This window comes from Brevibacillus sp. JB24b (assembly GCF_051713385.1).
GTDB lineage: Bacteria > Bacillota > Bacilli > Brevibacillales > Brevibacillaceae > Brevibacillus_B > Brevibacillus_B laterosporus.
In genome coordinates, this window is sequence record NZ_JBNVQV010000001.1 from 2956333 (window position 1) to 2980182 (window position 23850).

Here is a 23850-nt window from a genome sequence, read left to right on the forward strand (position 1 = left end):
CGTAAAGTGTCAAGGAAAAACGAGCTTCCAGTAATCAATAATATTTACAGATATCCTTGATTAGAAAAAGCTAACAATCTTTCTCGAAAGACCGATCGCTAGCTTTAGATGAACAATATGTTAATACGCTTCATACGTGATGATGAGGCCTACTCTGTTACATTTTTACCCATACCCATTCCCTGTAACACATCTGCTACTGTTTTACTTGCCAGTTCTTGCTCCATCGCCTGCTGGGCACTCAAAAAAACATCAGTCAGAGTATGTTGGATCTGCTTTCCAATTGGACATGCCGGATTAGGTTCCTCATGGATTGCAAATAGCTCATCAGGGCTTTGTACTGCTTTGTAAACATCAAGAAGTGATATCTCCTCTGGGCTTTTCGTTAACGTGGCACCTGGGGCTCCGACCTTAGACTCTATTATTCCTGCTTTTTTTAACATACTGCTAATGCGACGAATTACCACAGGATTTGTATTTACACTGCCAGCTATATAAGCCGATGTAGCCTGTCCACAGGGTGTAGATGCTACGATTGAAAGGATATGAATAGCTACTGCAAAACGACTATTTACCATCTGCGTTCCCCCCTATTCCATGATTAGATAGCCGCTACCCCTACTTTATACCTTTTCTCACACAAAAAAAACACCTAAAAGATATACCTCCAAAGAACATGTAGGGGGTAGCTTTCAAACAGACTCTGCTCCTCTATGAACATAATCGGTTTTCTTTATCTTTTAGGTGTATTCTTTTACACAAATAGCATGACTACCTTGTATAAACCAGCTGATAACAGTGCAGTTATCGGCATAGTGATTATCCAAGTGAACACGATTCGTCGTGCTACTCCCCACTTTACATCTTTCACACGCTGTGCTGATCCTACCCCCATAATTGAGGAAGAAATTACATGTGTGGTACTAACAGGCAAGTGCAGGAAAGTAAATCCAAAAATGATAAAGGCTGACGACAAATCTGCTGCCGCACCGCTAACCGGTTTTAATTTGGTAATTTTGCCTCCAACTGTTTTAATGATTCTCCATCCACCTACCATGGTACCGAGTCCCATTGCTAAGGCGACAGATACACGAATCCATGTTGGAATATCTGTAGTTGTCTGGAAGCCTGCTGTGATCAAAGCCATCGTCATAATCCCCATTGTTTTTTGAGCATCATTGGTTCCATGGCTAAATGATTGCAAAGCAGCTGTCATGATTTGAAAAATGCGAAATCCCTTGTTCGTTTTAGCCAGATTAGAATTGCGGAATACGGTTTTGAATAAGGACATGACTAAAAACCCAATAGCCAACGCTACGACAGGCGATATGAGCAAAGCTTCCATTATACGAATAAACCCTGAATAATTTAAGCTCCATAAACCTTCTGAAGCGATAGCAGCACCAGCAATTGAACCAACCAGCGCATGTGACGAACTACTAGGAATTCCATAGTACCACGTAATGAGATTCCAAGCTATTGCTCCAATTAGGGCGCATAGAAGTACAATCGAACCATTTTCAAGGGAAAAAGGATCGACAATATCTTTCGTAATGGTTTGGGCTACACCTGTAAACAATAACGCACCAAAAAAATTCATCAAAGCCGCCATTACAATCGCTACTTGGGGAGGCAGCGCTCTTGTGGTAACGGAAGTGGCAATTGTATTGGCTGTATCGTGAAAACCGTTAATAAAATCAAAAGTCAAACCTAAGATGATGATGCAAACCAAAATAAAAAGTACACTATCCATCATGGAACCCCTTTTCTTTAGACATTTCGCATGATGATCGTTTCAAGTGCATTGGCTACATCTTCACAGCTATCTGCAACGCCTTCGAACATCTCATAAATCTCTTTATACTGCATGATGGCAATCGGGTCCTTTTGAGAAGCAAAAAGTTGACGAATACTTCTATCTAACACTGCATCCGCTTTTGATTCTAGGTCGTTAATCCTTACTACATAGGGATGAATCTCATTCATTTTCTTTTGGAACAGCAGATCGGTTGCTCCTGTAATCTCCTTGGTAGCCGCGAGTAATAGAACAGTAAACTCCTCCATGTGCTCGTCCCACTTTTGGATATTATAAATCTCCAAGCGAGAGGACAGCTCTTCAAAACCGTCTAGCACATCGTCCAGCTTAACAGCCAAAGCCAAGATGTCTTCACGCTCAATCGGTGTGATAAATGCCTTATTTAACTCCATAATTACTTTATGTATGTGTGTATCTGCCTTATGCTCGTAGTCTTTCATGACACTAGAGAAGGTAACCAGATCCCCATCGTTCTTCTCAGGAAACTGGGCAAAATAATGAGCAGACTCCTCAATTATACCTACAATCTGGCTCAACGTGCTAAAAAATTTATCGTCCTTTGGTCTAAAAATCATAAATGCTCCTCCTCTTTCTCCAAATCTCGTGCAAAACTAATCAGAAGGAGTCCCAGGTGATATCCCTCGGATGAATGTGTTTATAGTATGGTGTATTATTTCTTGCTCATTCAACGTAATTAACGAACGGCACAGACTAAATCGCATAAAAAAGTAGCCTGTGGTGAGACAAATAAATAATTCTGCCGTAGCAACACAATCAATATCAGCTATCTTACCCTTTTCCTTCATTTTAGCAAAATAATCAGTCAGCATTTGTTTAAACTGATTTGGTTGTATCGAGATTTTTTTCACAAGCTCAGCAAACACAGTTGGGTCTCGAAAACTAATTGAAATAATATCCTGCATGTCAGTAAGTTGCCGCAAAAAATATTGGCCGATATGTAACAGGTCCACTTCCAGTTCCCATGTGAAGTAATCTCTTATGTTGTCCATCTGAAAAGTGTGCCTTTGCACGATCATTTCCATAATTTTGTCTTTACTGCCAAAGTTCCTAAAAATCGTCACTTCATTGACTCCAGCTTTTTCGGCAATTGCTTTTGTAGTCGTAGCTCTGTAGCCTTGTTCCTTTAACAAGTCTATTGTAGCCTGCAGAATTTTATCATTTGTCGATTCTTTCCTCATCTCTTTTCACCCTAGTTTTTATGAATGCAAGCACTTACTTGCAAAGAAAAGTATAGTTCACAGACAGAACAGATGTCAATTTGTTAGAAAAATCAGCTGTGTCAGAAATGTAAACGATGTAATAGGCTTTTTCATCTTAATTATACGTAAGAAAAAATCCCCCGAAAATAAATCGGAATGATTTCGATTGTATGTTGCTAGAGATGACCTGATTTCTTTTGCAGATACTCCCCTCTACGCCAATCTAACAATGATGGGGCTCGGGTTTATTTTCTCCCTTTGTTCGGAAGCAGATGCTTTTATTGCGGCGTCGTTCTCTAACACTTTTAGCAAAGGTTCTTTACTTGCTTTCATGGTGTTTGGTCCGATGATCGACTTAAAGAATACGTTACTGCTACAAATGTTTTCCGAATCGGTTTCGTAGCCAAATTTATTTGTTTAGTCACGTTATCTGTCTTGCTACTAACCCTATTCTATCCTTTATAAGAGGAGGTCTGGATGATGCATCACCGAACGAAGAAACATCATTATTATATGCGTAGCCTTATCTTGCTAGGCTTTTCGCTGGTCTTAGCTCATCTGCTTTGGACAGGCTCCATTACTTTTTATCTGGCACCCCGTTTACATAATTTATGTTATGTTACCTTTATTATTTTACTGTTATTAACGGGAAGCAGTTTTTGGCAAATAAGACAGTCAAAGAATCAAAGCGAAGTAATATGCGATTGTGGTGAGTTACATGGATTACCATCTTCTCGCTGGAGTAGTACATTTGTGTATGGACTCTTTCTGCTTCCTGTTTTTATGGGATTGTTTATGCCTGATAAAGTGCTAGATAGTGCGATAGCCAAGCAAAAAGGGATTAATCTTTTGCAGGGAGATGCAAAAAAGTTACTTTCAAAGGAGAATGAAAAGAACCGTGTAGATGCTACAAATAACTCTGTAGACATAGAGTCATCTAGCTCTCAGGCAAATACTTCAGCTAGTACAAACCCTACTACAACTACCGGCCCAAACACCAATGGCACTACTTTTAAGCGTCCCCCCACTACTCTCTTTACACAGGAAGTCCGGAAGATGTTTGAGGGTTTTGGTGATTTCTATCAGGAGTTCGCTACTTCGTTGTACCAGGAGCCTATCCTGAAACTAACCGATCAAAACTTTTTAGATGGTTTAACTGTACTATCTGTGTTTACTCATGAATTTGATGGCCATCCGTTAGAACTGATGGGATTTGTCTACCGTCAGCCCAATATGCAAGAAAATGAATTTGTAGTGGCTCGTTTCTCTGTGTCATGTTGTACCGCAGACGCACAGGTATCTGGAGTTCTCGTTCAATCGCCCAATGCCAAGGAATTTAAGACAGATAGCTGGGTTAAGGTGAATGGAGCATTAGGTTTGACAACGTATGAAGGCAATGAACTACTCGTATTACAAGCGAAGCAAATCTCACAGGTTCCTGCACCAAAAGACCCTTACGTCTATTATTCTGCCCTTCCTAGCAATTAGTTTGCGAAATATTTTATTTTTTTACAATTTTAGGTTTCAACTACCTCTTTTTGTGTTAAAACCAATATGTACCCTGTTTTTTCATATACACTAAAGGAGGTTGTTTAGATGCATAAGGAATTAGAAACAGAGGTTGCCATTATTGGTGGCGGTGTAGGCGGATTTGCAGCAGCATTAGGCGCCGCACGACTCGGAAAAAAAGTAGTACTTACAGAAGAGACAGACTGGATTGGAGGGCAATTTACCAGTCAAGCCGTTCCACCTGATGAACATCGTTGGATTGAACAGTTCGGTTGTACCCAAACCTATCGCCAATTTCGTAATCAGGTGCGCGACTACTACCGTCAGCATTTCCCGTTGACGACAGAAGCTCGATTAACATACAATCTTGATCCTGGTAACGGCAGTGTCAGTCGGCTATGTGCCGATCCACGTGTCTATTTATCCGTCATGGAAGAAATGTTAGCACCTTATGTACATAGCGGACTGATTACGATTATAACCCGCTGCAAAGCGACTTCTGTTGAAACAGATGGGGATACCATTTGCTCTGTTACGCTTTCCCAGTGTGATAGCGGTATTACCTTTTCCATAAAAGCACTTTATTTCCTAGATGCTACAGAATGCGGAGATCTTTTACCAATGGCTAACGTCGAATATGTTACGGGAGCTGAATCTCAATACGATACGGGTGAGCCTCATGCTATAGACGGGGATGCAAGACCTTTTGACATTCAAGCTTCGACATATGTGTTTGCTATGGACTATGTGGAAGGAGAAAACCACATCATAGATAAACCAGCAGACTACGACTTTTGGCGGAATTACAAGCCTGATTTTTGGCCAGCTCGTCAGCTAAGCTTTACAGCTGCAGACCCTAGAACATTACAACCAATTGAATATTCCCTGTTCCCTGATACTGAAAAATTTTCTTTATATACCTATCGTCGAATCATTGATCAATTAAATTTTGTTCCTGGTACCTTTTCTACAGATATTACTCTAGTAAACTGGCCACAAAACGATTATTGGCTAGCCCCTATTTATGACCTTCCAGAAGAAGATGTCTCTAAGCATTTGTATCAAGCGAAACAATTAAGCTTATCGCTATTGTACTGGATGCAAACAGAGGCACCTCGACCAGATGGTAAGGAAGGATATCCTGGATTACGCTTACGACCTGATGTGATGGGAACTACGGATGGATTAGCTAAATATCCATACATTCGAGAATCTCGACGTATTAAAGCAGCATTTACTGTTCTTGAACAGCATGTGAGTGCAGAATGGAGGGGTGATGAGGGAGCCGAACCGTTCCTAGACACGATTGGTATTGGTAGCTATCGCATTGATTTGCATCCAACCACGGAAGGTACAAACTATATAGATGTTGCCTCTTTGCCATTTCAAATCCCATTGGGCGCGCTAATTCCTATTCGAGTTAATAATCTATTGCCTGCTTGCAAAAACATTGGGACGACTCACATCACGAACGGTTGTTATCGACTGCATCCCGTCGAATGGAATATCGGGGAGTCAGCAGGGATGCTAGCCGCTTTTTGTGTCGAAAAAGGATATCAACCTAGAGAAGTGTGGGAGGATTCTACCAAGCTAAAAGATTATCAACAATTACTAACCAAGCAAGGAGTAGAGTTGTTCTGGCCTAAGCTCTCAGCTGTCTAATCATTTTATCCTTACCCATTTATAGTTGCATTCCGTTTCAAAATAAAACTCGGCTACTAGTCTGTACAAGTCCCTATTCATCAAGGGATTTGTTTACTAGAGTAGCCGAGTTTTTAAGATAGATGTGATAAAATCTTGAAAATACCTGCTCTCCAAATATGTTGATTGAGTAAGCAGTAGATGAACTTTTATTTTGTAGGTAGTTTTCTACAATTTTTCACTCGCATCCATTCTACCTGTAAGAGAACCACTCCATCCTCCCCCAAGGCATCTCAATATCAGAACTTTCCCTGATTCCTGCAATAAGAGCATCCCCCTATCGCACCAGATGGTATACGAAAGTAAAACAAACTACGCTCTTTTTACACCAGCCTATATTCAAGTATAATCAATGGTAATACATATCATTGTATAGATAATATAGAGGTGGAATAAGCACAATGAAAAAACAGATTGAAGAGCTTGAACGATTGTTATCTATTAAAGTCGGCGAAGATGTACAAGAAGAATATGACAATTATCTTTCTTTGAAAGGGGCATCCGCAGAAAACCTTCAGGAAATTGAAACGCTCTTTGATATCAAGCTACCTGAAGATTTTAAAGAATTTTATCGTTATAAGAATGGTAGCGGCTACCACTTTCATATTTTATATCCTGAATATGGTGAAGGCTGTATAGAACCTTTTTATTTATACTCCCTTGACGAAATGAAAGAAACAAAAGGCTATTTTTGCGATAATGATGAACTCCTTAGCGAATATTATGATGAACAAGAGATCTCACATCTAGATGCTAGAATTAAGCCTTATCTATTTAACAAGAAATGGTTTCCATTTGCTCAATTAGCGGGCGGCAGTCTGTATCTTATGCTAGATTATGATCCAGCCTCAGACGGAAAAACAGGACAGATTATCGCCTATGTTCATGATCCAGATTTTATTTATTATGTTGCTGACAGCTTTACTAATCTAGTAAAAAATTCAAATATAAATTTACAGGATTGGGAAGAGATTGACTATTAAGATTGATTTGCTGTAATGAACAGTTTGTAGTTACGATTTAAATGATCCGATTTAAAAACAACTAGCTTAAGGAGCAATAACATGACTCGTAAATATGTTCATCACATTTGTATCCAAACGAATACATATAAGGAATCGTTACAGTTTTATCAAGAAGTATTAGGATTTGAGCTCGTCCAGGAAACACCTCATTTTCACCAACGTGATTTTAATACATGGTTAAGGCTAGATTCCTTTTACATCGAACTTCAAACTGGGAAAGCTGGTGAATTACTAGATCCTCCTAACGCCAATGCCCAAGGACTTGGCCATCTGTGTTTGTGGGTGGAAAATTTGGAGTCAGAGCTTCAACGAGTGAAGAGTTTAGGCTACCACGTAAAAATGAAGGATGGACAGGAAATCTATACCGTTGAAAACGGGCGCTTACTAAAATTGCTCGCTCCTGAAGGAACGATTATCGAGCTTAGAGATAATCAAGGTGTCTAAAAAATAAACAAGAGGCTGTCCTTTCGTGCTGACAAGTCCCTTGTTTATTTTCTGTAACTATAAGGGGGTAGCAACAATCTTAACCCTTTCACTAACAAGCCGATAAAACGTATAATATGAATAGATACATAAATTTACAGTCCTTTTTTAACACAATAACTGTAAATCATGGAAGGAAAACAATATGAATAAACCGAGAAGGAAAGGATTGATTTCAACATGGCTGAATTGATGATTCGACAACTTGGTGATCCTGTGCTACGCAAAGTATGCAAGCCTATTACCAGCATCACAGATCGGGAACAAAAATTATTACAAAATTTAATTGATACACTTTATGCTGATCCTGGTCGAGCAGGCCTGGCAGCGCCACAAGTGGGCTTCTTAAAGCGAATTGCGGTCCTGGACTGTGGTGACGGATTAGTAGAATTAATGAATCCAGAAATTATTTCTCGAACGGGAGAAACCTTTGAATATGAAGCATGTCTTTCCTTACCAGGTATGTACGGTGCTGTGAAACGAGCTGAATCGATTGTGGTAAAAACATTAAATCGTCTGGGGGAAGAAGTAATTATTGAGGCTTCAGGGCATAAAGCACGTTGTATCCAGCATGAAATGGACCACTTGGACGGTGTCTTGTACATTGATCATGTAAAAAATGGGCATCTTTTTCAAGAGAAAACAAAAAAACCAGTAGACGTGTATCAAATGATTCAGCTTTCGAAGCAAAATGCTTTGTAAACGCAGATCATTTCTGATCGTTATGGTGGCAGTTAAGGAGTACATATGGGAAAAACCTTAGTCGTAATCGGTGTCGTCTTGATTGTAGTAGGTTTACTCTGGCAGGTAGGTGGTCGCTTTTTGCATCTAGGGCGGTTACCCGGTGACATCGTGGTAGAAAAGGAGAACTTTCGTTTTTATTTTCCTGTCGTTACCTGCATTATTATTAGCGTGGTGCTATCACTTATCATGTACGTCATTCGTTTTTTCAAATAAATAATGAAAATTTTTGGCAAGTTAGCAATGACGTTTGACATTGTATAACTTGCCATTTACGTTTTAAGTACTTAATGTCTTAAAATGCAAAGCTCGGTTCCTTGTTCGTTGGCCACGAATTCCGCCATTCCCCCTATTGGAAATGGAAAACAAGGCGAGGTATGTCCGAAGTCTAAACCAGCAATCAAAGGGATATTTTGTAGTTCACGTTTCGTCAGAATCATCTCTTTTAACACATTAGGGGAAATGTTTGATTGTTTTTGAAAGCGACCAAAGCAGATCCCTTTCACTTGCCCTCGGTATAAAAGAGTGTGGAGTAACGATTGTAAATTACGATCAAATTCTTCAGCAAAACTAAGGTAGTCATCCTCTAGGAACAAAATGGCATCGTTCAAATCTGGCATATATGGGGTTCCCTGTAATAAATTTAGCGTACATAAATTTCCACCTAATATTTTACCCCTAGCTTCTCCTGGTTGGATCATGTACACTCCCTCATTTGGAATAAATTCACGATTTTCTTGATCAGCATACCAAGCATCGTCACTCCAAGTCTCTGAGGATTGTATGATTATCTCTTTATTTTCCATGAAACATTTCTGGAAGTATTCGACCGTGTATTCCAGACCTTGCTTCATACCCAACGTAGAAAAATGAGGACCTGAATAAGTGACAAGCCCTGTTCTTGCATAAATAGCATTCTGTAGAGCTGTAATATCAGAGTATCCAGATAATAATTTAGGGTTGTTTCTAATCAACTCATAATTAAGATAAGGTAGCAGTTGATTAACATTAAAACCCCCAATAGTTGTCAAAATACCTTTCACCTCAGGATCAGTAAACGCCTCATGGATATCTGCTACCCTTGACTCAATCCTTGATGATGAGAAATGATCCATCTCCTCTGCATGTCTTGAAAACGTAACGCGTAACCCCAGCTTACCTAACACATATAATGCTTGTTCACGTATCTCCTTCGCAATAATCCCTAAACTACGGGAAGGAGATATGACACGAATCATATCCCCCTTTTGTAATTTCTCGGGAAAAATAATCTCCATATGACAATTCCCCTTTTCTTTTAAGCGTTTCTAATTAGCTACCCTTCGTGAGTTTACCTTACCTGTTGCCTTGTTGTTCTAGTTCATCTTGTAACTGATTTAATGCTTGGGCTGATTGAGAAACCTTATAGGTTGAATTCCCAATCATCTCGACATCTTCAATAAATTGGGCCATTTTGGTAGTGGCTCGGTCAATCTCGGTTATGCTTGTTTGCATGGAAATTACGATTTGATTGAGTGCTACTTCTGTTTGATCTGACTCTTCTTGTCCCTTGTTTACTAGGAGTTGAATGTGGCGGATGGAGGAAACGACTTCTTGCATAAATTGACTCGATTGGGCAATCAGTGAAGAAACATCTTGAACGGATTGTCTAGTTTGTTCGGACAGCTTACGTACTTCTTGAGAGACGACGGAAAATCCACGTCCATGCTCTCCAGCTCTAGCAGCCTCAATAGCGGAATTAAGCGCAAGGAGATTCGTCTGTTCTGCAATTTGTTGTACAAGATTTACAATTTTTTGAATCTCATTTGAAGAGTGACTCAGCTTTTCAATCAACCCTTCCATATCATTCATACCATTACTAATATCTCGAATACGTGACTCCAGTTCTTTCATTCGTTGCTGTCCTTCACTCGCTAATTGAAGGGTCTCTTTGGATTTGTCCGCACTATGCTGGACAGCTATATTCATATCTTGACCGCTAGAAATCAACTGTTCCACCGAAGAAGTGGTTTGCTGGCTTAATGATGCAAGCATAAAGCTAATATCCGCCATTTTTGTTTGGATTTGCTCACGTCCTCGATATTCTTGCTCACGTCGCATATTTTCTTTCTCATAAGATTCAAGTACCACTTGTTGTTCAAAGTTAAACATTTTAGAAACCACAATGCTTGCTTCTAATAATTGCTTCGAATCTAGAATTTGATCAAAAATAATTCTCAATACATGCTCCTGAACATTTTGAAATGCTGCGATGTACCATTTCGGCTCCAATCCAATGCGTACATGAACCTCTGCTACTTTAAAGCGTTTTCGTAAAAATCCGTCGTTTATATGTCCATCAAACATATCCATCAAATGTAACTCTAGACTCTTTGCCAGTCGATCTACTGTACTATGCTTGGTCAAAATTTGTTTTAGGTGAGGAACACTAAGAATTGTTTTGTAAAAGGTTTTGGCAATATCATGAATATGCGCCGCTATAATTGGCTGCAATGCTTTAGCTATTTTTAAATCCTCTTGACTCAGACGAATCATTTTCATTTGGGTTTCAATTTCTGAATGCTTAATATTCATGCTGACTTGGCTACTTGCAATCTGTTCTTTAAACATTTTTGTTTGTGAAGATTCTTCTGACTTTGTTCGAAACCAACTCAAAAATAAAAAGCTTTTTCCCATATTTTTCTATCACCTTTGTTAATATATTTTGGATAAATAAATCAAATATTCACAAGCCATCACAATTATACAAACCTTATACATCATTGTAAATCATTGACCTGATACTATTCGTTAAAAGCCTGTGAATTATTTTGATAGAAAATGTTTATTGTTTTTTCAAATAAAAAACCACTTCTTGCATATATTAGGTACTGTTATGTCCTTTACGTATCTTGAAGTTGGTTTGCAAAAGGAAAATCGTTTCCTAAATTTAAGGAGATACGATTGTGATTTTTTTACGATCAAAGCCCTCCTTCACTAATGTGGGAGGGCTTTGCTATGTTAATTTAGTTCTTCTTCAAATAAGTTCCCTTGCTTATGTAATTATGACAGCAACCACATCTTCTACAGGTATCCACCAGAGATCCTCATCATTCTTTAACTTGATTTATTTAAACGTTGAATCAACCTTTCTACCCATCCCCATGCTGATTCAATTACTCCTCGACCTTTTTTGTCTCTTTCCACCAGCTAATTGTTATCGCATAGTCATACTGACATGAGTCAGATATCCTGTAACAAAACTCGGCTGGCTCATCCTCTTCAATGATAGTTTCTCGATCAATTTCTTATTTTCGTGAAGCTGACGTAACACCTCAGCATGCTCTGGTAAACTAAATTTCGTTAGCGATTCAATCGCCCGAACACTCATAAACAGAGACGAAAAAGCAGGTAAACCATGCCGGCTTTTTTCTATTGGTACAAATCTAGGACTCTCAAAAAATGGGCTTATTGGTTGGCACTTGTCTATTTCCCTTCTCTTCACTTTCGCATTATATATAACATCCCTGATAAACTTTTGAAAATGGAGGGCGGGAATACCATGAGTAATAACAAGTGTGCAGAAAAGGAAATTAAGAAAATCGTTCGGACCATTAAAAGATTCAAATGCAGACTAAAACATAAAAGAAGAGAGAGCAGAAAAGAAGCAGATGAATCAAATTTTCTCATTCAGAATATTCAGATATTAATTGAACAAGCATTGCTCACGTAGAAAAGAAAGGGGTTATGAACCATGAGTGCCAGTCTTTGTAGACGTTTGGAAGAAATCGAGGAAAATATTAAAACACTCACAAGTCAATTCCTGCATGAAGCTGACGAAATAAAAGTTGATTTTGAGGATATTAATGATCAATTACGACAAACTTTAGCCGTCATTCAACAATTGCTCACATGAAGGGAGGAATTTATTTTGATCACTGACTTTCAAAAAAGCCTTTTGGTTGACATTTTTACTACAACAACAAGAATTAGGGCAACACAAAGAGCAATTCTTGCTTTAGAAAGGCAAGCTACTTTCGGTTTCGCAGTGCTACTCTCTACGCTGTCTAATGAGAGTAAAGAGCCAAGCGAAAAAGAAGATATTCTACTCGCACTCACATTCGCCCTCAGCGGACTGGTCAGTCAAATCAGAACATTACGAGAATTTTTACAAGGACTGCAAGGAGAATTACAGCTGGAGACGAACGCACTGGCAAAGACCATCTGAATAATCATTGCCAAATACCACCCTGCGAAATCGAGCGAGCCAAGCCGGGTGGTTTGTTCTATCCAATATCTACATAAGAAACATTGTTAGATCAGTACCTTTTTCCTATGCACGAAGGGTAACAGTAGGAATTCCTACCATTTTCGCCACTTGGCTAATGGAATACACAGTTACTCACTCTCTTTCTCTAGCTTTACTGCTACATGTTGTTTTCATCTTGTCCAAGAAAAAAAGGTAACCAAAACAAAATATTCAAAATATGATATGATGAACTCTGTCCTGTATTTTATAGAACATTACAATAATATAACATATCTTTTTATGAAAGGTAGTTGGATTAGATGAAGCCCTTTCAACACACTATCCAATCTGAAGAAGAACTGCTTACACTGACTGGTACACCAAGCCCTCTAGCCAGTAACAAGGTTATTCCATTCTTAGATGCGCATTGTCGCTCCTTCTTAGCGAAGGCACCTTTTTTAGTCTTATCTACAAGCAACAAAGAAGGCCTTTGTGACGCATCTCCTCGTGGAGACCATCCGGGATTTGTTCATGTACTAGATGACCATCATCTTCTCATACCTGAACGCCCTGGCAACCGTCGAGTAGACTCTCTACGAAATATTATATCCAATCCATATGTAGGTTTACTTTTCATCATTCCAGGACTTGAAGAAACATTACGTATTAACGGAAAAGCACGGGTCATTACAGATCAAGAGCTTCTCGAACCAATGCAAGTGCAAGGCCGCGTGCCTCAACTGGGAATTGCTGTAGAAGTGAACGAATGTTTTGTACATTGCGCTAAAGCGTTTAAACGTTCTGGCCTCTGGCAACCAACTAGCTGGCTACCAAAGGAAAGCCTTCCCAAACCAGCAGTAATGTTGGCCGAGCATGCTAAATTTTCCGCGGAGGATGTAGCAAACCTATTACATGATAGCTACACCAAGCGTTTATATTAAATCATGATTTCAGGTAAAAAGAGCTCTAGTTCCTTCTAAAATCCTTTCATAATGTAATAGGGCTGCCGGAATTGTATCCGACAGCCCTATGGGAGGCTTACTTTTTCACTTTTTTGTAATACATTGTCCAATTCACATGCTCTTTCGGTATTCCTATGTCCCTGCTACTATTGCTTCTGTTTTTTCTTAGCTTTCATTTGCAATTTTTGTGTAACATCTTTATAGGTGGCATCATCCATTTTTTTCAATAATTTATGATGTTCACTTACGTCTTGGATACTTGCCTCAACGGTTTGTGTGCGAAGATCTTTCCGTACCAAAACCGTAGAGAACCAGAAGCCGATCATAGCCATCGATAATAAAACAGGTCCAGTAAAATATGAAATTTCATAAGACATGCTCTTCTCTCCTTCCATGGTTTTGTAATCTCTTCCTCGCTGTTTTTTATTCTACTAGAAAAATAAAGAAATAATATGGAAAACTAATAGAAAAATCATCACAATTTCATTATATTCTGCCGTACGTATAAAGTTCTCTTCTAATACCTAGTAAGCAACTATTCTTTACTCGAAAAAAGGTAGATCACCCATTTACATTATTTTGTTTACTGGTTAACTCAGCTATAGCTTAAAATCTATTTGGAGCATACTAGACTCTCTCATTGCCTTATAAGTGATCACTAATAAAGGACCTACGAGTAAACCCACCCCACCAAATAGCTGAATACCAATAAATAGAGAGGCTAAGGTAGCAATAGGAGACAAGCCCATATGTTTGCCCATCACTTTAGGTTCGACTGTTCGTCGGATAATTAACAGGACGATCCCTAGAAATAACAGCTTGGTTCCCATGACAGAATCACCGGTAACATAATAAAAAATCGACCATGGCGCCATAATCACAATAGACCCTATTATCGGAATTACGTCAATAATCCATATGACAAGCGCCATAAACAATGCTATTTTTGGCTGAATAATGAGCAATCCAACGAACGTAACAGCAAAAATAACTAAGCTTACCAAGAATTGTGCTTTAAAAAAGCCAGTAAAAAATGACGCTATTTTATGAAAAATAAATTTGACCCTTTGTTCGGTTTGCTCCGTTAATTTTGCATAAAACGAAGCTTTGAGCTTATCTAAATCAGCCATGATAAAGAATAGGGCGATTAAATAAACAAGAAAATTAACGAAAAAAGCAGGTACTTTTGTTACAATATGTTTAATTGTATCTGCATTAACATAGGATAACAGCCCTGATTTTATTGTCCCTACTAATACACTAATCTGTTTGGCGACCTCTTCAACTAATGCATTTGGTAGACCTACGGAAAAAGCGCAAATTTGATCCAGCACCTCTTGCCAAAGCGCGGAACCCAGATCAATATAATGCGGAATATTCTCAACTACCTGCAAGAATTGTGTGGTCGCTTTTGTTATCATAAGGTATCCACTTAAAGCGATAACTAGAACAAAGAAAAAAAATACAATCAACACAGAAGGATTCCGCCTCAGCTTGAATCGCTCTTGCATAAGACCAATCAAGGGTTCTAATACGATCGCCGTCAGCAAGGCAAGTAACAAAGGAGTGGACACTGGAATAATAAAAAGAAGGAAAAGAACAGTAAGTAAGATGCTCCCCCATTTTATTATTCTCTTTTTATTTATGAAGTTCATAGGTAGTATGAAAGGCTCCTCTCTTCTCTCTATTCCCATTTTAACAATAGGAAATCTATCCTTTTATCTACTTGTATGGTAACATACCTGCTTATAAGTTTATAGAGCTATACCTTAAGACACGCTTAATTTATGCTAAAATTTTCCTTAAATAATACGTTTAGATCTGTTTTAGGAGGAAGAACAACATGAAAAAAGACGCTATACCAGCGTCATTTTTACAGCATTTCTCTCATTATGACTGTACGATAGCAGATTTACTAGACTTTACATCATACACGCCATGGGTTGAACTTACGATATGATCTGGCTTTGGTTTGCCACGGCTTTGTCGGTGACCTTCCAGATGCGCTTCACTTGTCTCCCATCTTTTCCAGGCTTCTTCTGATTCCCAACGAATTAACACAATGACTTCTTCATCATGGCCTTTACGAGTGCGTTTTACTAACACGCTCAAATCGATAAAGCCCTCAATCTTCTCAATGTCGCCTTCACCAGTAAAATGCTTAACGACCAAGTCTGAGGTACCTTCTTTTACGATAATCGTTTTTGTTTCGATGAACATGAACTTACACTCCCTTTATATGTATCGTTCGTAACAACCATTACTTGCTATTTAGTATCATTCTTTCTTCATTTTAGTTGATAAAGATTATCATAGTCAATTGTTGAATCTTGCAAATTGTAAATCAAGTATTTATGGTCCAGATTCTTACCAAACCATATATGCTACACGTACACAAGCTAACGTTTACCAATTACGTTTTTTAGATACTTCCGATGCTCTAGTAAAGCTTGATACTGGTTCTCTCTGAAACATTCTTCCCTACAAAAAAACCGCCCTCTCCAAGCTGGATAAAGAACGGCTTTTTGTAACACCAAAATATTTGATGAAAGAATTATTATATTTACGAAATAGGATCAAACCAGTAAGGTAATTTATCGAGCTATGCTTGTAGCAAATTGTACATGCTTAAAAAGAAATTTTAGCTTCAATGAAGGCTTTCAAATCTGCAATCGCTACACGTGTTTGTTCCATTGTATCACGATCACGTACCGTTACCATGCCATCCTGCTCGGACTCAAAATCGTACGTAATGCAAAGCGGTGTTCCGATCTCGTCATGACGGCGATAACGTTTACCAATAGAGCCGGATTCATCATAATCTACCACAAAATCCTTGGACAAGTCCGCAAACACTTTCATAGCTGGTTCAGACAGCTTTTTGGATAATGGGAAAATAGCTGCTTTATAAGGTGCTAGCGCTGGGTGGAAACGTAAAACGGTACGGCTATCTCCACCTTCAAGCTCCTGCTCCTCATACGCATCGATCAAGAATGATAGCGTTACACGATCTGCACCAAGAGATGGCTCGATGCAATAAGGTACATAACGTTCATTTGTCTCAGGATCAAGGTAAGAGAAATCTTCCCCAGAATGCTCCATATGCTGCTTCAGATCGAAATCCGTGCGGTTTGCAATACCCCAAAGCTCTCCCCAACCAAACGGGAATTTATATTCAATATCGCTAGTGCCTTTGCTGTAATGAGATAATTCATCTTCATTATGATCGCGAAGGCGAACGTTCTCTTCTTTTACTCCCAATGTCAACAACCATTGGAAGCAGTAGTTGCGCCAGAACTCGAACCATTTCATATCCTCGCCAGGTTGGCAGAAGAATTCAAGCTCCATCTGTTCGAATTCACGTGTACGGAACGTAAAGTTACCTGGTGTGATCTCATTACGGAAGCTTTTGCCGATCTGTCCAATACCAAATGGCATCTTCTTACGCATAGTACGTTGGACATTTTTAAAGTTTACAAAGATACCTTGTGCCGTTTCTGGACGTAGAAAGATTTCATTCGTACTAGATTCCGTTACACCTTGGAATGTTTTAAACATCAGGTTGAACTGACGGATATCTGTGAAATCCTGGCTACCACAATCTGGGCACACAATGCTGTGTTCTGAAATAAGCTCTTGCATTTTTTCAAAAGGTAGACCATCAACAACTAGCTCGATGTTCTTTTCTGCGAGTTTATCTTCAATCAGTTTATCTGCTCGATGACGTGCCTTACATTTTTTACAATCGATCATTGGGTCGTTGAAATTGCCCACATGACCAGATGCAACCCATGTTTTCGGATTCATCAAGATCGCCGCGTCAATTCCAACATTGTACGGAGATTCTTGAATGAATTTTTTCCACCAAGCCTTTTTAATGTTGTTCTTTAACTCGATACCAAGCGGACCGTAATCCCACGTATTAGCAAGACCCCCATAAATTTCAGATCCTGGAAATACAAATCCTCTGTGTTTGGCAAGAGCGACGATTTTGTCCATGGTTACACTCATTCTCTAAAACTCCTTTTTATCCAAATAAGTATTGAAAAGCTCTCGCCCCTTTCTAAAAAGTACGGGATGAGAGCTTATGCTTCACTTAACAGTCAACAGCGTAATCATGCCGTTTACCAATGTGTATGTATGACCTGCTCGCTTTGCGCTTACCCTGTAAGATAAAGCACCAGTAGTTTAGCCTACATAAACTCTTAGGTATTGTAAACCATGTATTACATGTTACATGGTTTACGCCCAAAATTCAATTGAGAGTTAACAGAATCCCTGATAATCTTTGTCCATATTTTTAGGATAATGATTAGAAGGCATTTCCGAATAAGCTAATCCAGAAATGCCTTCTAGCATCTTATACTTTACTCGTTGTGATTACATGTGGATTATTCCTTATCAACCGATGCTTCTGTTTCTGGCTCGGCAACAGGCTTAATCTCCACACGTTTAATGTGATTAACATCCTTTTCTAAAATACGGAACTCGTAGCCCTCGTATATAATCGGGACATTTTTTCGTAAATCAGGATTTTGCATAAGCATCCAGCCTGCGATGGTATCTACATCTTCATCATCCATATACAGATCAAACATCTCATTTACTTCGCTTATCAGCACTTTCCCATCAATAATTTTATGATTTATCCCTATTTCTTGAATGCGAGGGCGTTCATCTTCGTCATATTCATCACGGACTTCACCGATTATTTCTTCAATGATATCTTCCAAAGTGACCAATCCAGCAGTGCCCCCATATTCATCATACAAAATAGCCATTTGAATACGTTTTTTTTGCATTTGCACTAAGAGGTCATGGATGGCCATAGTCTCTATTACTTTTAGGACAGGACGAGTAAACTCTTTCAAACTCGTAATCTGTAGCTCACTCTCACCCAAGCTATGAATGAAGAAGTCTTTAACGTTTACAATCCCGACTACATCATCCTTATCCTCGCCAAAAACAGGGTAACGAGTATATTGTTCAGATTTTAAAGTTTTGATATGTTCTTTTATCGGGTCATCCAGATAGAGACCTACCATTTCTGTGCGCGGTACCATGATTTCTTTCGCAATCCGGTTATCGAATTCAAATATTTTATTCACATATTTAAATTCGGTTTGATTGATTTCACCGCTATGGTAACTTTCTGATAAGATCAGTCGTAGCTCTTCTTCTGTGTGAGCCATTTCATGTTCAGAGGCTGGTTTTAAACCAAATACCCCGGTAAGAAAGCGCGCGGAACCATTCAAAACCCAGATGAATGGATACATCACTTTATAAAAATAAATTAATGGTTTTGAAAATAACAGAGTTACTCGCTCTGCTTTTTGAATAGCAAAAGTCTTAGGAGCTAATTCTCCTACTACCACATGCAAATATGTCATGGTTCCAAACGCAATAATAAAAGAAAGGGTATTGGCTACTCCTCCCGAAATATTCATTCTTTCGAAAAGGGGCTGTAACATATGATGTACAGTAGGTTCACCTAGCCATCCCAAACCCATTGCTGTAATCGTTATTCCCAACTGGCATGCGGACAAATACTCATCCAAGTTGGTAATTACCTTCTTTGCTGCTAATGCACCTGGTTTCTTTTCCGCAACCAATTGATCAATGCGACTCGTACGAATCTTGACTATCGCAAATTCTACCGCCACGAAAAATCCAGTAAAGGCAATCAAAATGAATACCATGACTAAATTAAATATCTCCAACCAGTTACCTTAATCCATCGCTGAATTAAGGTGTTCACCTCCATCGAGTCGTTCTCTCTCTAATTTTTTTCCTGCTTGTAAGGCAAAAGTAGTAACAAAGAGTGTAAAAGCGTGGTTCCTTGTACCGACAGTTTTTGTCGAATCTCATGTTGCTCCTCTTCCGACAGAGAATTAATCTGGCTTGTCAGCAAACTCATTTCTTGTTCGAGCTGTTGCATACGTTGATTAACATCTCTTGTCAATCCCATCAGTTGTTCTGCATTGGGTGCTTCCCGTTTATTCTTTACCAATTCCTTTATTTCACAGAGCGGCATGTGTAATGACTTACATTGCTCAATCATCTGCAAAATTTCTAAGTCATACTCATCATAATAACGATAATTGGAAGAAGACCGCTTCGGTTGCAAGAGACCTAAATTGGTGTAGTAATCCACAGTTCGCTTTGAAATGTTTGCCAAAACAGCCAATTCTCCTATACGATACACTGCCCCATCACTTTCCCCCCTTTCTGCTACTAATGATGTCATATCAATAAGCATACAGTCAAACGTGATGGTTGTCGAATTTGGAGAAAAAGGAGCATTTTTAGCCTATATGCGAACTTTACCAACCTGACAGACATTGTTGCTCTCTGTCACGCTGGCTCTCGTATAAAAATTCATATCATTGCCTTTTTCAAACTCTTAATTGTTATTGAATCTTGGCATAGCTTTAGGTAAAATCATACGAGTATTACAAACTAGAAAAAATAATGGAGAACGAGACGAAACGACATGAGTACTGCTGACATTCCTGAGAAAACAAAACGCTTTTTTTACCATCCAGTTTGTTGTGTTTGTCGTGATCTATTAGGCATTCTAATCGGTTGCGCAGTGTTTGCCTTTGGAGCTAATACGCTAATTGCCGCCCATCAGCTTTTACCCGGTGGTTTAACTGGAATCTGTACCCTTCTTTATCGACTCACAGGGATGAGTGTTGGTACTTTATATTTTGTACTAAACATTCCTTTATTGATTCTCGGTTATCTTAAAATTGGCAAGAAATTTATTTGCTATACCATTTACGCAGTTGTTTGTATCTCAATCTTTCTCAATGTGATTCCACAAAAGCAACTATGGACCCACAATATCTTATTGGGTGCTGTTTTTGGTGGGTTAATTGCTAGTATGGGAACAGGCTTTATACTACGCGTGGGTGGCTCAACTGGTGGAACAGACATCTTAGGCAGAATCGCTGTTAAGTATTTTCAAATTCCGATGGGCGTTTTTGGACTGTGTATTAATGCCCTAATCGTGATAGCGTCGTCCTATTTTGGTAATCCAGAGCTAGGGATGTATACAATCATCTCTATGTACATTGGAGCTCGTACAGTTGATTTGGTTCTGAATCATATCGATCGGATTACAGTTACTATTATTTCCAAAAAAGGGGATGAGGTAGCCGAAGCGATCACAAAATCAGTCGTTCGACGTGGCGTGACCATTTGGAATGCGAGTGGTGCCTATACACATCAAGACAAACAGGTACTAATGTGCGTTATTGTAAAACACCAATGGTCGGAAACAAAAAAGATAGTACTTGCTACTGATCCAGAAGCTTTTATTACTGTGGCACCAATTAAACGTATTGTAGGTAACTTTAAAGAGACCTGGTAACACCCTTCTCTTCATAAGATCTATAGGTACATACTATAGCAGACCCACGAAGCACTGACATTCGTGGGTCTTTTTGTTTGCAAAGGGAGTTCCTTTTTCAGATCCTGCATCCTATATAGGTTTACACTTCTTTTTATCAAATATAAGTACCAGTAGAAAAATACATATGGGGTACAATCCACCCCAACCAAGGAAAGGATATAAACACAGGGTGACCACAAGAGAAATCCATGCAGAGATATACCCCCATTTATTTTCACGCAAAAGCTTGATTCCGGCAAGACACCCGCCTAGATATGTAGCCATAAAAGTAGCATTTGGTACCTGAATCAGCTTCTCTAGTGAGATAGCTCCACCTGCAAGTAACAGTAACGTTAGTACAAAACCACCACTAAGAAAAAGAAGTCCTCCCAAAGGAGCTTGTGTTCTTGAGTGTAAGGTACCCATCCAGGCAGGAGCACTTTTTTCTTTCGCTAACGAAAAAGCAATTCGCGCGGCTGCATTTACGTAAGCATTTGCAGTAGCTAAACAGATAAACAGAGCCGTAATAGCAACCACCCAGCCCCCCGCTTGACCAAAAGTTAGCTGTACCATCGTACTAAGTGAAGCTTTGGTACTTCCACCATAGCTAGAGGTAGCAATCGTCATGATCGCTACACCTACATATAGAAGGGCTACTAGACCTGAACTAATCATGACTCCTTTAATGGCATTTTTCTTTGGATCAACGAACTCCTCTGACAAGTGAGTTACTGCCTCCCAGCCAATAAAACACCAGAACAATAAGCTAGCAGATTGAAAAATCGAAAGCCAACCATGTGGAACAAATGGTGTAAAGGCCTCTAGCTTTGCATGTGGTACGGCAGAAGCAATGGCCAATACCAAAATGGCCAAAATAAAGGAAACCACAATCGTCTGCAAGCGCCCTGTCACCTGCATTCCCAAAAAGCTCATGCCCACAACAACAGCAATTATCATGGTCGCCATTAGATACACACTGCTATGCTCCCAGCCTAACAGTGTGGTTACATAGGTAGCACCTGTTACTGCCAGGATCGGTGCACCAATGGGAACTGACAATAAAAAGAACCAACCAACTAAATTGCCAAAACGATTACCATAAACGAGTCTAACAAAATGGGAAACACCCCCCGCGCTGGGATGAATGGCAGATAAGAGTCCCATAGTAATCGCCATCGGTATCATTACAAATGACATGGTAATCCAAGACAATAAAGACGCAGGTCCAGCCATTTCAGCAGCTATTCCGGGAATTAACAGAATTCCTGATCCAAGTACTGCTCCTATGTATAAAGCTACAATTTGAGGCAGGTTCAACGTTTTCTTTAAGGTTTGAGCTGCTACACTTTGCGTTGTCATAATAGTCCTCCTGGAATAAGTTGACCTCACTTTACCATATACTTTCCCATCGGTGTTATCTATAATATTTGATAAATTCAATCGATAATTTTGATAGGAAGGGAAAACATGGACATATATTATCTTCGAACCTTTCGCGAAGTGGCAAGACAGCAAAGCTTTACACGAGCCGCAGAAATACTAGGCTACGCCCAATCAAGTGTAACAACTCAAATCCAGCGTCTGGAAGAAGAATTTAAGACCAGTTTATTTGAACGCTATGGTCGGAAAATTAGATTAACCGATAGTGGTGAAGAGTTGTTGCATTATTCTTCACAGATTTTGGCTCTTTTAGATGAGGTGAAAGAAAATTTATCCGAGCAAACTCAGTTAACTGGGTTGCTTACTATAGGTACAGTCGAATCATTAGCAGCATTTTACTTACCTCCTCATCTACAAGCACTTCGCCGGAAACATCCACGTATCAAGCTTTTTCTACAACCGGGAATTTGTCGTGATTTAGTCCAAGGTGTTAAAAATGGCACCTTTGATATTGCAATCATCATGGACAGACAACACAATGATCCTGATTTGATTTGTCATGTATTAACAGAAGAACAGCTTGTCTTAATTGGCAATCCGGATCATCCACTAGCTTCCCTCGAACAAATGAGCGTTCATGATCTCGAAGGCGAAACTTTGATTGTGACCGAAGAAGGCTGTAGTTATCGTGATATGTTAGAAAGAGTAATTCAACAGAATGGGGTCAAAACGGAGCTTTCGTACGAATTTGGCAGTTTAGAGGCTATCAAGCAATGTGTTTCGTATGGTTTAGGGGTCTCGATATTGCCAAAACTTGCAGTTATTGAGGAGGTAAGACAGGGAAAGCTCGCCATTCTTCCTTTTACACATCCAGATATCAGGGTATTCCGTCAAATTGTATATCATCGTAAAAAGCGAGTTTCTAAAGCTTTCCAGCATTTTTTAGATTTATTAGAAGAAAAAAAATAACCACTGGTCGTTACTTGCCTTCTGAGAATCATAACAAGAACAAATACTTTTATCTTCAATCAAAAAAAGGAGTGTGTGCCTTCTCTAAGCACACGCTCCTTTTTGGTTCCTTTGAATACAAATCACCTATTATTCGATTGAATGTCTCCATGGACAGATTTTTTTATGGAAGCATTTTTTGGTTGTTTTATCTTCTTTTGTATTTCTGAATGTGTTTTCTCAGGTGTTTGTATGGTCACAACTTCTTTGCTTTTGGTTTGCATACTACTTGTCATCTCTTCTGCCCAAACAGGACTTATTGACAGCATGCTCGCTGTTAAAAAGCTAGCTGTGAGCGATTGTAATTTCATACTCATGTAACCCACTCCTTACGTAGAGGAAAATCCCCTATCTACTAAGACGATTTACAATCCAAAAGGG

At 39.2% G+C, this 23850-nt stretch carries 27 protein-coding genes; 13 read left to right on the forward strand and 14 right to left on the reverse strand.

All coding sequences use genetic code 11. From position 1 onward, the window contains the following. Positions 1-149: 149 nt before the first annotated feature. The 4 genes from ACQV1I_RS13870 to ACQV1I_RS13885 all read right to left on the reverse strand — a co-directional run bounded on the left by ACQV1I_RS13870 (position 150) and on the right by ACQV1I_RS13885 (position 3015). Positions 150-578: an Rrf2 family transcriptional regulator gene (locus ACQV1I_RS13870; RefSeq protein WP_116333945.1), complete on the reverse strand. Its 429-nt coding sequence runs from the start codon at positions 576-578 to the stop codon at positions 150-152. A gap of 176 nt (positions 579-754) precedes the next feature. Next, positions 755-1753 (reverse strand): inorganic phosphate transporter, encoded by a 999-nt coding sequence (locus ACQV1I_RS13875; protein WP_094700042.1) that lies wholly within the window; start codon positions 1751-1753, stop codon positions 755-757. A 17-nt stretch (positions 1754-1770) separates the two neighbouring features. Next, a complete protein-coding gene (locus tag ACQV1I_RS13880; RefSeq protein ID WP_094700041.1) occupies positions 1771-2391 on the reverse strand; it encodes a DUF47 domain-containing protein in 621 nt (206 codons plus the stop codon). Positions 2392-2427: 36 nt separating this feature from the next. Next, positions 2428-3015 (reverse strand): TetR/AcrR family transcriptional regulator, encoded by a 588-nt coding sequence (locus tag ACQV1I_RS13885; protein ID WP_116333946.1) that lies wholly within the window; start codon positions 3013-3015, stop codon positions 2428-2430. A 250-nt stretch (positions 3016-3265) separates the two neighbouring features. Between ACQV1I_RS13885 and ACQV1I_RS13890 the strand changes: the two genes are divergently transcribed. The 7 genes from ACQV1I_RS13890 to ACQV1I_RS13920 all read left to right on the forward strand — a co-directional run bounded on the left by ACQV1I_RS13890 (position 3266) and on the right by ACQV1I_RS13920 (position 8711). Next, complete coding sequence (locus tag ACQV1I_RS13890; protein ID WP_236645780.1) at positions 3266-3439, forward strand: permease; 174 nt, start codon at positions 3266-3268, stop codon at positions 3437-3439. Positions 3440-3513: 74 nt separating this feature from the next. Next, on the forward strand, positions 3514-4524 hold the full coding sequence (locus tag ACQV1I_RS13895) for a TIGR03943 family putative permease subunit (protein ID WP_116333947.1): 1011 nt from the start codon (positions 3514-3516) through the stop codon (positions 4522-4524). 108 nt (positions 4525-4632) lie between these two features. Continuing rightward, positions 4633-6207 (forward strand): FAD-dependent oxidoreductase, encoded by a 1575-nt coding sequence (locus tag ACQV1I_RS13900; protein ID WP_438769397.1) that lies wholly within the window; start codon positions 4633-4635, stop codon positions 6205-6207. Between the two features lie 440 nt (positions 6208-6647). Continuing rightward, the gene (locus ACQV1I_RS13905; protein WP_094700038.1) at positions 6648-7229 is read left to right on the forward strand and encodes an SMI1/KNR4 family protein; all 582 of its coding nucleotides are present in this window, start codon (positions 6648-6650) and stop codon (positions 7227-7229) included. An 81-nt stretch (positions 7230-7310) separates the two neighbouring features. After that, positions 7311-7715, forward strand: coding sequence for a VOC family protein (locus ACQV1I_RS13910; RefSeq protein ID WP_094700037.1), 405 nt, complete (start codon positions 7311-7313; stop codon positions 7713-7715). Positions 7716-7934: 219 nt separating this feature from the next. Continuing rightward, positions 7935-8456 (forward strand): peptide deformylase, encoded by a 522-nt coding sequence (gene def / locus ACQV1I_RS13915; RefSeq protein ID WP_094700036.1) that lies wholly within the window; start codon positions 7935-7937, stop codon positions 8454-8456. Positions 8457-8501: 45 nt separating this feature from the next. Further along, positions 8502-8711 (forward strand): DUF2905 domain-containing protein, encoded by a 210-nt coding sequence (locus ACQV1I_RS13920; protein ID WP_018669905.1) that lies wholly within the window; start codon positions 8502-8504, stop codon positions 8709-8711. Positions 8712-8782: 71 nt separating this feature from the next. On the opposite strand, the gene ACQV1I_RS13925 is transcribed toward ACQV1I_RS13920, so the two are convergent. Both ACQV1I_RS13925 and ACQV1I_RS13930 read right to left on the reverse strand, forming a co-directional pair. Further along, positions 8783-9763 carry a S66 family peptidase gene (locus ACQV1I_RS13925; RefSeq protein WP_116334015.1) on the reverse strand — a complete coding sequence of 327 codons (981 nt, stop codon included), beginning with the start codon at positions 9761-9763 and terminating at the stop codon, positions 8783-8785. 67 nt (positions 9764-9830) lie between these two features. After that, positions 9831-11171 (reverse strand): globin-coupled sensor protein, encoded by a 1341-nt coding sequence (locus ACQV1I_RS13930; protein ID WP_116333949.1) that lies wholly within the window; start codon positions 11169-11171, stop codon positions 9831-9833. Between the two features lie 865 nt (positions 11172-12036). Here ACQV1I_RS13930 and ACQV1I_RS13935 point away from each other — a divergent pair. From ACQV1I_RS13935 to ACQV1I_RS13950, 4 genes are all read left to right on the forward strand, one after another. Beyond that, complete coding sequence (locus ACQV1I_RS13935; RefSeq protein ID WP_161555082.1) at positions 12037-12207, forward strand: hypothetical protein; 171 nt, start codon at positions 12037-12039, stop codon at positions 12205-12207. A 21-nt stretch (positions 12208-12228) separates the two neighbouring features. Next, positions 12229-12390, forward strand: coding sequence for a hypothetical protein (locus ACQV1I_RS13940; RefSeq protein WP_176452370.1), 162 nt, complete (start codon positions 12229-12231; stop codon positions 12388-12390). Between the two features lie 15 nt (positions 12391-12405). Further along, positions 12406-12702 (forward strand): hypothetical protein, encoded by a 297-nt coding sequence (locus tag ACQV1I_RS13945; RefSeq protein WP_094700033.1) that lies wholly within the window; start codon positions 12406-12408, stop codon positions 12700-12702. Positions 12703-13043: 341 nt separating this feature from the next. Next, positions 13044-13664: a pyridoxamine 5'-phosphate oxidase family protein gene (locus ACQV1I_RS13950; RefSeq protein WP_094700032.1), complete on the forward strand. Its 621-nt coding sequence runs from the start codon at positions 13044-13046 to the stop codon at positions 13662-13664. Positions 13665-13831: 167 nt separating this feature from the next. Here the strand turns inward: ACQV1I_RS13950 and ACQV1I_RS13955 are convergent, their stop codons facing one another. The 6 genes from ACQV1I_RS13955 to ACQV1I_RS13980 all read right to left on the reverse strand — a co-directional run bounded on the left by ACQV1I_RS13955 (position 13832) and on the right by ACQV1I_RS13980 (position 19944). Further along, positions 13832-14062: a hypothetical protein gene (locus tag ACQV1I_RS13955; RefSeq protein ID WP_018669901.1), complete on the reverse strand. Its 231-nt coding sequence runs from the start codon at positions 14060-14062 to the stop codon at positions 13832-13834. Between the two features lie 222 nt (positions 14063-14284). Next, a complete protein-coding gene (gene ytvI / locus ACQV1I_RS13960) occupies positions 14285-15340 on the reverse strand; it encodes a sporulation integral membrane protein YtvI (protein WP_438769405.1) in 1056 nt (351 codons plus the stop codon). 235 nt (positions 15341-15575) lie between these two features. Beyond that, positions 15576-15905, reverse strand: coding sequence for an antibiotic biosynthesis monooxygenase family protein (locus tag ACQV1I_RS13965; RefSeq protein WP_094700030.1), 330 nt, complete (start codon positions 15903-15905; stop codon positions 15576-15578). Between the two features lie 408 nt (positions 15906-16313). Continuing rightward, positions 16314-17696: a glycine--tRNA ligase gene (locus ACQV1I_RS13970; RefSeq protein ID WP_116333951.1), complete on the reverse strand. Its 1383-nt coding sequence runs from the start codon at positions 17694-17696 to the stop codon at positions 16314-16316. A 380-nt stretch (positions 17697-18076) separates the two neighbouring features. Next, entirely contained in the window at positions 18077-19405 is a 1329-nt protein-coding gene (locus ACQV1I_RS13975; RefSeq protein WP_116333952.1) for a hemolysin family protein, read from the reverse strand. Between the two features lie 59 nt (positions 19406-19464). Then, positions 19465-19944, reverse strand: a complete 480-nt coding sequence (locus ACQV1I_RS13980; RefSeq protein ID WP_313506344.1) for a MerR family transcriptional regulator — start codon at positions 19942-19944, stop codon at positions 19465-19467. Between the two features lie 234 nt (positions 19945-20178). Between ACQV1I_RS13980 and ACQV1I_RS13985 the strand changes: the two genes are divergently transcribed. After that, entirely contained in the window at positions 20179-21060 is an 882-nt protein-coding gene (locus ACQV1I_RS13985) for a YitT family protein (protein ID WP_094700026.1), read from the forward strand. 111 nt (positions 21061-21171) lie between these two features. Here the strand turns inward: ACQV1I_RS13985 and ACQV1I_RS13990 are convergent, their stop codons facing one another. Beyond that, positions 21172-22440, reverse strand: a complete 1269-nt coding sequence (locus tag ACQV1I_RS13990; RefSeq protein WP_201747407.1) for an APC family permease — start codon at positions 22438-22440, stop codon at positions 21172-21174. Positions 22441-22548: 108 nt separating this feature from the next. Here ACQV1I_RS13990 and ACQV1I_RS13995 point away from each other — a divergent pair, with 108 nt between their 5' ends. Continuing rightward, positions 22549-23430, forward strand: coding sequence for a LysR family transcriptional regulator (locus tag ACQV1I_RS13995; RefSeq protein WP_116333953.1), 882 nt, complete (start codon positions 22549-22551; stop codon positions 23428-23430). 122 nt (positions 23431-23552) lie between these two features. Here the strand turns inward: ACQV1I_RS13995 and ACQV1I_RS14000 are convergent, their stop codons facing one another. Then, positions 23553-23786 carry a hypothetical protein gene (locus ACQV1I_RS14000; protein ID WP_094700024.1) on the reverse strand — a complete coding sequence of 78 codons (234 nt, stop codon included), beginning with the start codon at positions 23784-23786 and terminating at the stop codon, positions 23553-23555. Positions 23787-23850 lie beyond the last annotated feature (64 nt).